The 12,574-nt window shown below is 35.5% G+C and carries 15 protein-coding genes and 1 pseudogene; all 16 read right to left on the bottom strand.

Features of this window, described 5'->3' with window-relative positions; translation table 11 throughout:
* Positions 1–31 precede the first annotated feature (31 nt).
* Positions 32–952, bottom strand: a complete 921-nt coding sequence (locus ACLKMH_RS10550; RefSeq protein ID WP_413701929.1) for a putative bifunctional diguanylate cyclase/phosphodiesterase — start codon at positions 950–952, stop codon at positions 32–34.
* On the bottom strand, positions 874–1,425 hold the full coding sequence (locus ACLKMH_RS10545) for a diguanylate cyclase domain-containing protein (RefSeq protein ID WP_413701928.1): 552 nt from the start codon (positions 1,423–1,425) through the stop codon (positions 874–876). The genes ACLKMH_RS10550 and ACLKMH_RS10545 overlap by 79 nt, the downstream gene beginning before the upstream one ends.
* Positions 1,355–1,690: a PAS domain-containing protein gene (locus ACLKMH_RS10540; protein ID WP_413701927.1), complete on the bottom strand. Its 336-nt coding sequence runs from the start codon at positions 1,688–1,690 to the stop codon at positions 1,355–1,357. Before ACLKMH_RS10540 ends, ACLKMH_RS10545 begins: the two co-directional genes overlap by 71 nt.
* Before the next feature lie 28 nt (positions 1,691–1,718).
* Positions 1,719–2,510: a response regulator gene (locus ACLKMH_RS10535; protein WP_413701926.1), complete on the bottom strand. Its 792-nt coding sequence runs from the start codon at positions 2,508–2,510 to the stop codon at positions 1,719–1,721.
* Between the two features lie 501 nt (positions 2,511–3,011).
* On the bottom strand, positions 3,012–3,185 hold the full coding sequence (locus tag ACLKMH_RS10530) for a hypothetical protein (protein ID WP_413701925.1): 174 nt from the start codon (positions 3,183–3,185) through the stop codon (positions 3,012–3,014).
* A gap of 98 nt (positions 3,186–3,283) precedes the next feature.
* Positions 3,284–4,540 (bottom strand): DUF1566 domain-containing protein, encoded by a 1,257-nt coding sequence (locus tag ACLKMH_RS10525; protein ID WP_413701924.1) that lies wholly within the window; start codon positions 4,538–4,540, stop codon positions 3,284–3,286.
* 38 nt (positions 4,541–4,578) lie between these two features.
* Complete coding sequence (locus ACLKMH_RS10520; protein ID WP_413701923.1) at positions 4,579–5,325, bottom strand: MBL fold metallo-hydrolase; 747 nt, start codon at positions 5,323–5,325, stop codon at positions 4,579–4,581.
* A 209-nt stretch (positions 5,326–5,534) separates the two neighbouring features.
* The gene (locus ACLKMH_RS10515) at positions 5,535–6,059 is read right to left on the bottom strand and encodes a helix-turn-helix domain-containing protein (protein ID WP_413701922.1); all 525 of its coding nucleotides are present in this window, start codon (positions 6,057–6,059) and stop codon (positions 5,535–5,537) included.
* Positions 6,046–6,714, bottom strand: coding sequence for a hypothetical protein (locus tag ACLKMH_RS10510; RefSeq protein WP_413701921.1), 669 nt, complete (start codon positions 6,712–6,714; stop codon positions 6,046–6,048). The genes ACLKMH_RS10515 and ACLKMH_RS10510 overlap by 14 nt, the downstream gene beginning before the upstream one ends.
* A 260-nt stretch (positions 6,715–6,974) precedes the next feature.
* Positions 6,975–7,409, bottom strand: coding sequence for a DUF3859 domain-containing protein (locus ACLKMH_RS10505; RefSeq protein ID WP_413701920.1), 435 nt, complete (start codon positions 7,407–7,409; stop codon positions 6,975–6,977).
* 123 nt (positions 7,410–7,532) lie between these two features.
* Positions 7,533–7,709: a hypothetical protein gene (locus ACLKMH_RS10500; RefSeq protein ID WP_413701919.1), complete on the bottom strand. Its 177-nt coding sequence runs from the start codon at positions 7,707–7,709 to the stop codon at positions 7,533–7,535.
* A 123-nt stretch (positions 7,710–7,832) separates the two neighbouring features.
* Entirely contained in the window at positions 7,833–8,402 is a 570-nt protein-coding gene (locus ACLKMH_RS10495) for a porin (RefSeq protein ID WP_413701918.1), read from the bottom strand.
* A 413-nt stretch (positions 8,403–8,815) separates the two neighbouring features.
* A complete protein-coding gene (locus ACLKMH_RS10490) occupies positions 8,816–10,297 on the bottom strand; it encodes a sensor histidine kinase (protein ID WP_413701917.1) in 1,482 nt (493 codons plus the stop codon).
* Between the two features lie 34 nt (positions 10,298–10,331).
* Entirely contained in the window at positions 10,332–11,033 is a 702-nt protein-coding gene (locus tag ACLKMH_RS10485; protein WP_413701916.1) for a response regulator transcription factor, read from the bottom strand.
* 69 nt (positions 11,034–11,102) lie between these two features.
* On the bottom strand, positions 11,103–11,798 hold the full coding sequence (locus ACLKMH_RS10480; RefSeq protein ID WP_413701915.1) for a spondin domain-containing protein: 696 nt from the start codon (positions 11,796–11,798) through the stop codon (positions 11,103–11,105).
* 11 nt (positions 11,799–11,809) lie between these two features.
* Positions 11,810–12,512 (bottom strand): annotated as a pseudogene (locus ACLKMH_RS10475) (spondin domain-containing protein).
* Positions 12,513–12,574: the final 62 nt, after the last annotated feature.

Raw genomic sequence — 12,574 nt, 5'->3', positions numbered from 1 at the left:
TCACTGCGCAATTGATAACTTGCTAATGATGCTAATTTTTTGCCTGTAAATAATCACACATATCAAAGTAAGGAATAGGCTTACAATAATAATAACCCTGAATGACAAAGCATCCTTTGGTAGAAAGTGCATTTACCTGTTCAACACTTTCTACCCCCTCGGCAATTAACTCCATTTTTAGTGATTTAGCTAAGCTGATAATAGTATCCACGATGGCTTCATCATTTTCATCGGTTAACATATCATCTACAAAGCTTTTATCGATTTTAAGCACGTTAATCGGAAAGCGTTTAAGATAAAGTAAACTTGAATAACCCGTGCCGAAATCATCAATAGATATATTGATACCAAGCTGTTGTATTGACTCAAGTAATAAACGAGTGCGCTCAACATCTTTTGCTAAAACACCTTCAGTTATCTCAAACTCAATCAAACCAGTGTCTATTGATAACTCTGTCATTAGTCTTTGTACACCCTCGTAAAAGTATTGTTGAGAGAATTGTACTGGTGAGATATTGATACTAACGCGATGATTAAAACCCATTTTCTGCCATTTAAGCACGTCTTCACAAACTCTTCTCATGACAAAATTACCAATGTCAACGATAAGGCCACATTCCTCAGCTAATGGAATAAATTCGGCAGGTGAAATGAAAACACCATCAAGTGGTTTTAATCTTAGTAAAGCCTCCATACCCACAACACTATTATTACGCGCATCTGTTTTAGCTTGATAATAAACTTCAAAGAACTCTTCTTGCACAGCTCGACTCAAATATTGCTCAAGTCGATGCCTTGCTAACACACTAGATTCAATTTCATTCGCATAAAAATGCCAGCGCCTACGCCCTAACTCTTTAGCTCGATACATGGCTAAATCTGCATGCTTATGTAACATATCAATGCTTTTACTATCATCAGGATAAATAGCAAGACCAAGACTACAGGACAAATCAAAGCGCTTTTCGTCAACATAAAAGGGTTCTGAAAAAGTGTTAATATGCGTTGAGCATAACTTACAACTTGGTCGAGCTTAGTAATATCCGGTTGTAAAATAGTAAACTCATCTCCTCCCTGACGACTCACGGTATCAACAGATCTTGAACTTTCTAGCAGTCGCTGTGCTATTTTTTTCAATAACATATCACCCATTTTATGGCCTACAGAATCATTAACACTTTTAAAGTTATCAACATCTAACATGATCATTGCGAGCTTTTCATGCTTTCTATCTGCATTATTGATGGCACGCTCAGCTCTATCCTGAAGTAACATTCTATTAGGTAAGTTTGTTAGTGAATCATGGTTAGCAAGATGTGACATTTTCAAAGCCATTGCTTTGGTTTCGCTGACATCATGAAAAACAATGATTGCCCCTTGTATCTCCCCCTGTTGGTCTAATATTGGTGCAAGCAGAATCCTCAACTTCAAGCTTTGTTTGTTGCTGAGTATGTAATAGAGTATTAAATGCCATCCCGACTACTCGGCGCTTTTTAATAGCACTATAAATAGGGTTTTTTATCGCAAATTTACCGCTAGAGTCTGTTAGAGGCATAACTGTTTCAATGGGTTGATTAATCGCATCATTAATCGACCAGCCAGTCAAGGATGAAGCAATGGGGTTCATAAAATTAACCACCCCGTGGATATCCGTAGTAATTACCGCATCACCTATGGAGTTCAGTGTCACTTTTAGCAATTCTTTATCTTGGTGTAAATCATCGCTGCAATACCTTCATCGGGGTAATGTCATTCATTAGCATAACAAAACCGTTAAACTTCCCTTCTAATAAGGTTGGTACTAAAGAAACCGAAACAAAAACAGCATCATTACAAGACGCATTAAGTGTCAGATCAAAGCCCATGGTTTTGCCTAGTATCACTTGATCAATTGCCGTCAACAACACCTCAATAGCGACGATGTCTAAAGTGTTATTATGATTAATGACATCAACAAGAGATTCACCCAACATATCTTGCGCTTCAAGGCCAAACCAATCGCCATTTACATCATTGCTGAAAATATTATTAAGCTCATCATCCCAATAGGCAACAAAGACGGGTAAATGATGAATAATACTATCTAGTGTTCCACGGGTAAGATCCAGTTGGTGTTGTTGATTTTTAAGCTCGAGGTGGATTTTTGCACGAGCTTGAACAATTAAAGGATTAAGAGGTTTTTGCAGAAAATCAACACCGCCATAATCAAGCGCTTTTAATTCATGCTCGGTATCTCCGTGAGCAGTAACGAATATAATCGCAGTATCTTTGAGTGCACTGTCACCTTTAATTGCATCACAGACTTCATAACCACTCATGCCTGGCATTTGAATATCAAGTAAAATAAGGTCAGGCTTAATTTGACTTGCCATTTTGATCGCTTCTTCTCCATTACTCGCAAAGTAAGTGCGACCTAAAGAAGACACAGAATTATTCAGCAATCTGATATTTGCAGGCTCGTCATCAACTAATAATATGACATTGACCTTATTTTTAATATTAATATTCATACAACTTTCCCTTACCAATAATTCCCCGCATTCGGTTTAAAATAGAACAAAATGCTTAACGCCTTCTACGAGCATTATCAAAGGGTTATCTTTTACAGTTCAATAGCTTTATCTCTGAGTTAAACAATACAGTGATATTTACGGTATCATAATGAAAAAATACCTCGTTTTAAATACATGAAATGATAAATTAGTGATAGCTTACTTATAAAGCATATTATTAATCATTCATCAAAAGATACAATCTTTTAAAAATATAGTCTAAATATGCGTGAATAAAAGCTTATCTCATTAAAAATAATAATTAATTTCAATAAGAACTGTTTATTTTCACAATCAGGGTGTGTTCGGTAGGGGTAAGCGCCAGATTTTATAGCGTTATTTACATTTTAGGTAAGTTTATTGGGATTCACATTCATGACTGCAAACTAATGCCATACTTGGCATCAGTTTGCAGAAAATTAAAGGGTCAAATCTAGGCGCGAGCTATAAAAAAATAACTTATTTCTTTTTAGGTGGCCCGGTTGGCGCTTCCTCGATGCTGATAAAGCCATCTTTATTGATATCAAATTGATTAAAATGCTTATCACCACCTTTAAACTCAGTGTTAGATACTTTTCTGTCTCCATTTTTATCTAATCGATCAATAAATTTGTTTTTAGATAAAGTTTGCACATCATCAGTTGAGGTTTTAGGACTAGTTTGAATTTTAGATAGCGTATTGCTTTCAGTAAAAGCTGTAGCGACTTTCTCGGTTGTGCTTGAAACAACATCTATCCCCCTCCTCTCACTGCACGCACATAATTATCAACTCTTATATAGTCTCCCTGTGGGCCTTTTGACATTGCTTCACCTATTTTCGGGTCACTACGTTGCGCACCAGCACCATGTACATCCATCACAGTATCATGCATATTTCCTAATGCTTTGCCAAAGGCAATATAAACAGCACTATCTTCAGCAACTCGACCATCTAGGTGTGTAGTGGAGCTCCAAAAATAAGGGTAGTCTTTTTCATTTCCTTCATTGGTAATGGCAGATATTTGAAAAATAGGATCAATTGTCGCTGAGTGAGAGGTTTCTGGTGAGCGAGTATAATCAACAATGCTCTGAAGCTCTTTTGCATTTGGTAAACGCCAGTCATCATATCCACCTAAGTTTAAATTTTCAGCATACTGCAACGCTTCCTGCCAATTTAACCCTTCGCTACTATCTTCTTTCTGCCAAGTTAATCCTGTTGCGTTATCTGTGATTGTGCCATTATTGTTATCAACATAATCATTTTTTCCATAGGATTCATTATCTCTTACTAACCTAAAATACATTTTATTTGCTTGTTGTGTTTTAGGATTATATTTTGGATATCCTTTAATTCGACCATCAACAAAATTGACACCAAATATTGTCTCATCATTTTTCATTGTTTGACTAACATATTCAGTACTAGTCCAAACCTGTGCATCAATTTCTCGCTCACCTTGATCACTATCACCCAGTGGTTGACTGAAATAATTTGTATCAATAAATGGGGTGATTGCTTTTTCTCCTTGCACTGTTCCTGTAAATTGAATTAAAGAATAAAGCTCTTTTATCGTGGGTATACGCCAATCAGAATAACCACCAAGGTTAAAGGTTTTCACTTTATTTAACGCTTCTTCATAAGTTAATTTTTCAGTTAACCCCTGTTGCCACATTAGCCCTGTAACATTATCAACAACCGTACCATCTTGATTATCTGTATAGGAGGGTTTATTGATTGTGTAACTTGCGTCTTGACCAAAAAAAGTTTCTCCTTCCGAAGGTGGTGAAATAAGTGCATCATTACTATAGGTAATACTCTGTCCTGTATCTACAATGGCATAACTTAGATCATTAACTGTTTCAGAAGCCCCAATATCGGCTTCATTATTTAACAGCATTAAATCTTCTCCAAAAATCACCTCTCCAGAATAGTTTTTACGGATTTGTTTTAAACTTTCCTTTGTATCAATTGTGCCTGGGTTAAAATGTGTATACACAAGGTGTTGCACTTCTGCTTTAGCGACTAAGGTACTAGAATCATCAAGATTTAAATGCGCTCTAACAGGCGATTTTTTAGCGCCATTTTGCGCTTTATTCGTAGCATTTTTCTTTTCTTTTTATTACCATCAGACATCACCATGCCACCGGAATCCATGATCATATAATCCGCATGCCTAGCAAGTGTTGCTAATTCCGCTGAATAAGTAAGATCTCCGCTTACAACAATAGATTGATTGTTATAATCAAAGCGATAAGCAATCGTATGAATAGTATGTGGCACTTCAACCGTTGAGATACGAATATCATCAATTGTAAAAGACTCTCCTCCTACTATATCTGTTACTTTGAAAGCATCTTTCCTCGTTTCTAGGCTTCTTTGAGTTTTGCCCAAACGATATTGTATATCTTCTTGATACAATTCGAGGTTTACCTGCGCCAATTTAGTCGTATTTGGTGGTCCAATAATAGTGAAATCATTCCTGCCTAATAAAGAGCCAATAAAAATAGGTACAAATTCTTCATTATGATCTAGATGATGATGAGTAAATAATAATCCCGATAAATCACGGGCGCCGATGCCAAGTTTATTGAGATTGGCTTGTGTACCATTGCCCATATCCAATAATAGGTTTGTTTCACCATTTGAAATTAAGACACTAGCACTGGCTCTATTTTCATTATAAAGAGGTGAGCCCGAACCAATAATGGTAGCGCTTAACCTTTGCTCGGCATTAACTGTGCTAACACAGAGTGCACTGATTATAAAAAATTGAGTTAGCTTATTTTTTATCATGACCGATACCTGTAATTTTTTTATAGAAAGATGCCAGATGATCATGCTCTGAAACAAGTCGCATTAACGATAAACATGGCACACTAATAAGCAGAATTTACAGCATAATTTGGATTAAATCGTTCTAACCGCATATCCCGAACCAAATAAATAAGTATGAACTATGCGGGACATAATAAACTTACATTTAAAAACAATAACTTGAAAAATTAAAATTGGGACTTATTTTTTTTATACTGACTCGGCGTCATTTTAGTTACTTTCTTAAAAATGCTATTAAATGTCGATTTAGAATTAAATCCTGATTCATAAGCAATCTCCAGTAATGTCATATTATTATTCTCGGGCTCATTTAAAAGTCGCTTTACTTTGTTAACTCGGTATTCATTAATATATAAATAAAAATTTTTATTTAACTGTTCACTAAAAATTTGCGTTAAATAATGTCTCGGAATATGTGATTGATTAGCGAGTTTATCAACAGTTAAGTTTGCATCTAAATATGGTCTTTCATTTTTTGTATATTCCTCAAGACGCTTTAAAAGCAACTGTGATCGCTCTTGAGTTAAACCGGAACGTTCGTACTTTTCTCTTTTGGGAATGGCAGGTTTATTCCTATTATCACCTTCAGGTTGTATTGTAGGGGCTTGTACACCGTTATTTTCAATCGTTTCTTGTTTATCTCTTTCAAGGCGACTCTGTTTGTTACTAATAAACACATTAGTTTGTTTCAAACCAAAAAAACTCAGAACAAAAATAAACCCCGTTAATGCATAACCATGTGACTGAAAAGGTAAAGGCAATGATGCAAAACGAGCAATTAAGGGCAGAGATATAAGCGATAATAAATGCGCAGGTTAACCAAATTAACCAACGTAGCGTTATTTGAGTGGTTAATGAAGAAAAGCTTTTAAGGACCTCTTGGCTGTGTTGTTGCAGGCGCCGGATGACCAAACTAGAGTAGCAAAACAGTGACATAATATTAACCAGCCAGATAAGCTGACCAAAAGAAGAGTTAAGCTCCCCCGCTTTATGAATTTCAGACATACCAGGCGGTTCTTGAAACACCGCTTGAAAAGAAGTAGTAAATAAAAACGGTAGAAAATGCGAAAGATAAGAAACTTTAAACTTTTCAATATCGCCAGTGACACATTTAACATAAAGCCACAAAAAAGGCCCCCAACAAAGTGGATATGCTAATTTTTTATCAATTAATGGCAAAGGAATATCTAAAAGTGCTGGGCTTAATGCCCTAGTTAGCAGAGGCATAGCGAGGAATATAAGCCAAGCAATCAGTATGTTGTCACTTATTGTTGTGTTTTTATTAGAGCCAATAAAAATAACAATAAATAGCGTGTGCGCTATACCAATAAATATAAACTCACTCATAACACTTCACTGCTCAATTGATCTTAAAAATGACTCATTATGTCGTGATAATAAAAAAATGCGAATTTTACAAATAATTATAGTAACCACTAGTGGGCTAAAAAAATTGTAATCGTTTTACAATTTAAAGATATTTAATAAAATAAAAATACATTTTTAGATGTTGTAGTATTTATTTATGGTAAAAAAGTTAAACACAGCTAAAAAATTGTAAACGATACCAAGATAATAAATCATTTTAAAAGGTTAATATTTCTCTGCTAAAAACCAAGATTTTTCCAAAAATCTGTCTCATCTTCTTTATCGGAGGGGTTGCTTAAGTTAAAGGTTTTTTGTGCAATAATAGTATTATCAAGCTCAATATAAATATTCCAAGGGCCACACTTATCTGAGATAGGAGCCCAAATCGTATCACCTAAATAAAAATCCCAATCATTATTTGTCACATGAACTTCACCGGTAAAGGCTTCTCTTTTATTTCCTTCTTTATCGTGAATACCGGGGTGATCAATACAATAAAAAATTTTCTTTCCACGCGCTTTTTTTATATTAATAATAAAACCAAATTCAATGTCTATTTCTGCTGGTATATCCGTGGTGAATTGTTTTATTTTTGGTAAGTCTTTAGATTTTGCATCCCAGCCATGATAAATACCGTGAGATAACATTTTAAAAATAGGTTTTTGTCTTGCCATTACTTGCTCTTACTTTTAAAAAAGTTAAATAGTGTTACTAAAAAAAGTGAAAAAAATCCGATGATCAAAAATCATCGGATTATATTTTCTTAATAAATTTTATCCGTTAAAGGATAATTTATATTAGAAGCTTACAATCATACCTAAGTTATACATAGCGTCTGAACCGTCAACACTTGTATCACCAACTTCAGCATAAATAGATACGTTGCTTGTGAAAGCGTAATCAACATTTGCAACATAAGTTTCAACTGAATCAGCCGCACCATCTACTTCTGTGCTTGAGAAACCAGCAAGCAAAACCTACTTTACCCATTTGGTAAGCGACAGATAAACCGTATGCATCACTATCAGCACCATTGTCAACAGAAGTTGTACCAATGAATGCACCTAGATTCTAAATCAGCTAGAGAGTATGCAACTTCAAATAATATATTTGATGTATCGCCACCAGCAACAGAAATCTTCTTGACCGGCGTAAAGTGTTAGATCGAAATCTTCAACGATTACACCAATTTTACCATCGATAACTGAATCGTCATCTTCAGTGCTAACACCTTTATTCATAAGGTATGCAACACCACCGTAGAACATACCAGTATCAAATGTATATTTGATTACTTGAGTAGAACTAGTAGTTTGAGAAACACCACTATCGATACCGATTTCGTGATCACTAAAGATACCAGCGTCATCAAAAATTGTATCTTGTTTACCAACTGTTAATGTACCCGCAGTTGCATGGCTGAAACCAACGTAAACATTACCAGCATCTACAGAATCTTTACCGCTATCAGTTTCAAAATAACCAACAGCAGTTACGTCATTACCAAGGTCATAAGCTAGGCTGAAGTTAAGGTCAGCGTCATCAATTTTAATAGAATCTTGATCAGTGTCATCAGTGTTACCGTACATAATTTCAACGCCACCGCTAACGTCTACTGTCATGCCATCTGCATCATAAATGTTTGCGACCTTGTGCTGAAGTTGCAAGTAAAGCTGTAATTGCTGTTGCTAGAATTTTCTTGTTCATTTCCGTCGCCCTTATTAGCTATTTAATATAATTATTTAATCCGTAGTGCCTCAAGTCAGTGTAACGTTTGTTGCGTTATACGTCTCAAGTGCAAACAGAACTTACCACAAAAAAATAAATTACGATTAAAAACATACACGAGTGTGATTTTTATCACGCTTTCATGGCAGAGCTATGAAATTTTATGCTATAAATCACGAAATTTAGCTAGTTATCTGAACTTAAATCACGAAGTCAAACTGAATAATAAATATACAAGTAAAAATAAGTGTTAAAAAATAATTGTTAAAAAAATGATTAAATTTACGACATAATTGCTTTAACAGGAAATACCCCCTCTAATGTAATATTAAATGACATAAATTTTTGACATTTAGGTTAATCTTACTTTTGTTAAATCAAAACTAAATTGACTACCAACACCAGGCTGACTGCTTACAGTAATAATACTGTTATGCATCTCTAATAATCGTTTCACAATAGTTAACCCTAATCCGGCATTGCTAAAAGTCCCTTGAGTATTGCTCGCTTGATATTTAGGTTCAAAAATTGCGCTAAGTTCATCCTTTTGGATCCCTTTTCCATTATCAATAATATTCATGGCAACTTTATCGCTATAATCAATGATTTCTATCTCTACCTTTCCGCTAGCTTGGGTATGCCGAATAGCATTATCAATCAGGTTAACTAAAACGCGCTCTAACTTACTAATATCCGCATAGGCAATAATGCCGTTTTGCTGATAAGCCTTTGCATTTAATTGAACATTCAAGGTCACCTGTTGTTTTTCAGCTTGATAACGTAAACGTTGCATTACATCATAGGCGAGCTCAACGACATTAACTTGCTCTGGAATAAATTGAATATCACCACTTTCTAAGCGAGCCAATTCGAATAACTGCTCAACTAATTGATTTACTTGTAAACCATTTTTGTGTGCTAACTCAATAAGCTCAGCATGACGATGATTCTCAGAGGCGATCAACCAAGTCTCTAAGTAACCATTTAATGCTGTTAATGGTGTTCTGAAATCATGTGAAATATGTGATAACAATTCGAGCCTTAATTGTTCTGTTGTCTTAATTTGGCTTAATTGCTGTTTGATATGGTCAGCGACTTTTATAAAACTAGATTCTAAATCATTGATTTCTTTACTGGTAAAACCTAATTTTTGGCTTTCATTCATGCCTTTAAAATCGTTATGCACGTACTCTAGACTACGTTTACTAAGTCTTTTTAATGGTTTAGTGATCACTATGATAGCCAGCAACATGGCAATTAAAGCAAATATGATTGTTGTTGCTAAAATAAATGCGCCATCTTTTAATACTTTACTGCTTGAAAGCAAGGCACTGATGGTATCTCGTTTCTGACCACCAATAATCACATACAGGTATCCATTCACTTTTGATGAACTTGTATCAATAATTGGACTCACTGAGAATATTTTCTGTGTATCAAGTATACGAGGATCATCACCATACAGTGGCAGAGGTTGTCCCGATAAATAATTTTCAATCGGTTTTATATTCACTTTATCTAACTTAACTGCACCTTCTGGCGCAGAATAAGCCAATATTCTTCCCTGTGTATCTAATGCGTATAGCTCCCACTCAGGCCCAAGTAGCATTTTTGTATGAAAAGCAGAACTTAAGTTTTCAGTTTCAATTATGCCTTGATCCAATTTTTGATCATCATGAATGATAAAAGAGGCTAAATCACGATGTAGCGTTTGTTCCACTTCATCGGCAAACTGACCACTGCTGTGAAAATACCACTGAAATAATGCTAAGGTGGCAATTAAAAATAAAGCACCAATAATCAGTGCAAGTTGACTAGCAATAGTACGAAACATGTTTTACCTCGGGTATTTAAAATTGGTTTTGAAGTTAGCAGGAAAATTTATAGCCCACACCCCACACTGTTTTTAACCAGAAAGGATTAGCAGGATCAGTTTCTAATTTTGAACGTAAACGATTGACCGTTGAATTAACGGTATGGGCAGAGCCTTCATGTTGATATCCCCATATTTCATCGAGTAATTGTTCTCGACTAAATACTCGTTGCGGTTGTCGTGCTAAAAAGTATAATAATTCGAATTCTTTGGCAGTACTTTCAAGTACGTTGTCTGCGAGGGTTAATTGGTAAGCATTGGGATCAATAGTTAATTCACCAAATGTTAAAACTTCTTTGTTAGTATTTTTTTGCTGATTGTGATGACTAAGTCGTCGTAAATGTGCTTTAACTCGGGCTTGAAGCTCCAAGACTGAAAAGGGTTTAGTTAAATAATCATCTGCCCCATTTTCTAACCCTTTTACAATATCCAATTCAGAAGATTTAGCCGTTAACATGATGATGGCAATGTCAGGTTTTAATTGCCTTAGTCTTTTACATAATTTAAGCCCATCTGTACCAGGTAAAGTAATATCAAAAATAGCCAAATCATAATCTTTATTAAGTTGTTTATATGCTTCACTACCATCATGAAAAACATCAACCTGCAAATCTAACATGGATAAATTAATAGAAATAATATTGGCTATATCTTGATTGTCTTCCACCAAAAGAATTTTTGTTGTTGGTTTTGTCATGTGTTTAGCAAGCTCTTATCTCTTATAGATATAGATAAGAACTGCTAATTGAGGTTTTATTGCACACGTTTAATAATTAATTTTGCGTACCGGGTTATCAAATTTATGTTCAGCAGATAAAACTGAGCCACTTAATTCATGCTCAGTTAAAACACCTGCATGGGCATAAACTCGGTCAACATCGCCACTTCGACTAGCATTGAAGGCTTCTCCACCAGATCCTGGTACTTCAATTTCATCATTTTCCTCGGTGCCTGCATCATATACCGTTAACATTTTTTGATAACTATCATCTAGGGATAATGAACTTATATCCATATCTGTTATGCCCGTAAATCCATCATTGGTATTAATTAACATGGTTGCCAAACTAATATTTGTTGCTGAGCCTTCTGCCAGTTCAAGCGTCCAGTTGTATGACTCACCAGGTACCACTGCCGAAGGACTGACTTGGCTATTTTCAATGCCACTTATTGTAATAAGTTGACTGCTATCACCACCTTCAGCTAATGCCTCTATTGCCAGACTTGCGCTTTCACCAGCTTGCCATAATTTTAACCCTGCCTGATGGGTCGTTAATGCGGGAGGAGAAAAAATTTGTCCCTGAGTAATATTTGTTAAGGTTATTTCATAAATCGAAGAAGCAACAACTTCAATATTGTCTTCCTCACTAGCAACAGCGTTACTATCATTATAATCACAGGCAGTTAACAATGTGGTTAATGCCACTAAACCAACCAGCTTTTGTTTTTTTAAATTTTTCATGGCGCATCCCCTTAATTAACAGTAATAACAAGTTTAGCAACTGGGTTTAACCATCTGTGAACTGTGCTATCAAGGTCAGAAATCCCACCAGTTGCATCTGTATCTCCAACATTACCTGGGTGAATATGTACACTGGCGTTAGCTTCGTTACTACTTGCTCCGGTTGCGCCGGAACCTCCATTACCACTTGGGTCAGCAGGCACACCCGCAGTTCCCGGTGCACCACCACCATTGATAATTTCATCGTTGATCTCAGTACCAGCATCATAAGCATTTAATAAAACAGTATAAGTGCCAGCTTCTGTTGGAATTTCCCAACTATTTAAGCCAACAAAACCATCATTGGTTGGCAACATCATCGCAGTCAATGACAAATGAGTATTAACGCCTGTGTCTAATGTTCCCGTTGAAGTTGTACCCGCTAATGTTGGTGAAGAGGTTAAATCCAAACTTAATCCACCAGCAAAGAAGAACATCACTTTTTAGATCTGAAGTATCACCGCCCTCTGCCATTTTCTGTAAAGAAGTAGAAGCGGTTTCTCCAAGATTAAATAACGATGTTTGCTGATCATGCGATGCAACTAAAATTGGGGTAAAGGCAATAGAGTGAGTTAAATTTACTAATGTGATATCGAGATCTGCGGCGTTAACCTGTTCAGTAGCAACTAATGTAGATATAATTGATAGTGATTTTAAAGTTTGTTTAAGTTTCATGACCGTCTCCTTGAGTAAGTAAGTACAGTCTAAAAAACAAATATCCCACAGTAATAACTAAG

The organism is Psychromonas sp. KJ10-10, assembly GCF_047323245.1.
Taxonomy (GTDB): Bacteria; Pseudomonadota; Gammaproteobacteria; order Enterobacterales; family Psychromonadaceae; genus Psychromonas.
The sequence above is the reverse complement of the archived record's forward strand: the minus strand, read 5'-3'. Positions and strand labels throughout refer to the sequence as shown.

Bases quoted from the DNA above. Each gene is read 5' to 3' on its own strand.
- ACLKMH_RS10535 (WP_413701926.1), bottom strand. From the start codon at position 2,510: ATGAATATTAATATTAAAAATAAGGTCAATGTCATATTATTAGTTGAT.
- ACLKMH_RS10520 (WP_413701923.1), bottom strand. From the start codon at position 5,325: ATGATAAAAAATAAGCTAACTCAATTTTTTATAATCAGTGCACTCTGT.
- ACLKMH_RS10510 (WP_413701921.1), bottom strand. From the start codon at position 6,714: ATGAGTGAGTTTATATTTATTGGTATAGCGCACACGCTATTTATTGTT.
- ACLKMH_RS10505 (WP_413701920.1), bottom strand. From the start codon at position 7,409: ATGGCAAGACAAAAACCTATTTTTAAAATGTTATCTCACGGTATTTAT.
- ACLKMH_RS10490 (WP_413701917.1), bottom strand. From the start codon at position 10,297: ATGTTTCGTACTATTGCTAGTCAACTTGCACTGATTATTGGTGCTTTA.
- ACLKMH_RS10485 (WP_413701916.1), bottom strand. From the start codon at position 11,033: ATGACAAAACCAACAACAAAAATTCTTTTGGTGGAAGACAATCAAGAT.
- ACLKMH_RS10480 (WP_413701915.1), bottom strand. From the start codon at position 11,798: ATGAAAAATTTAAAAAAACAAAAGCTGGTTGGTTTAGTGGCATTAACC.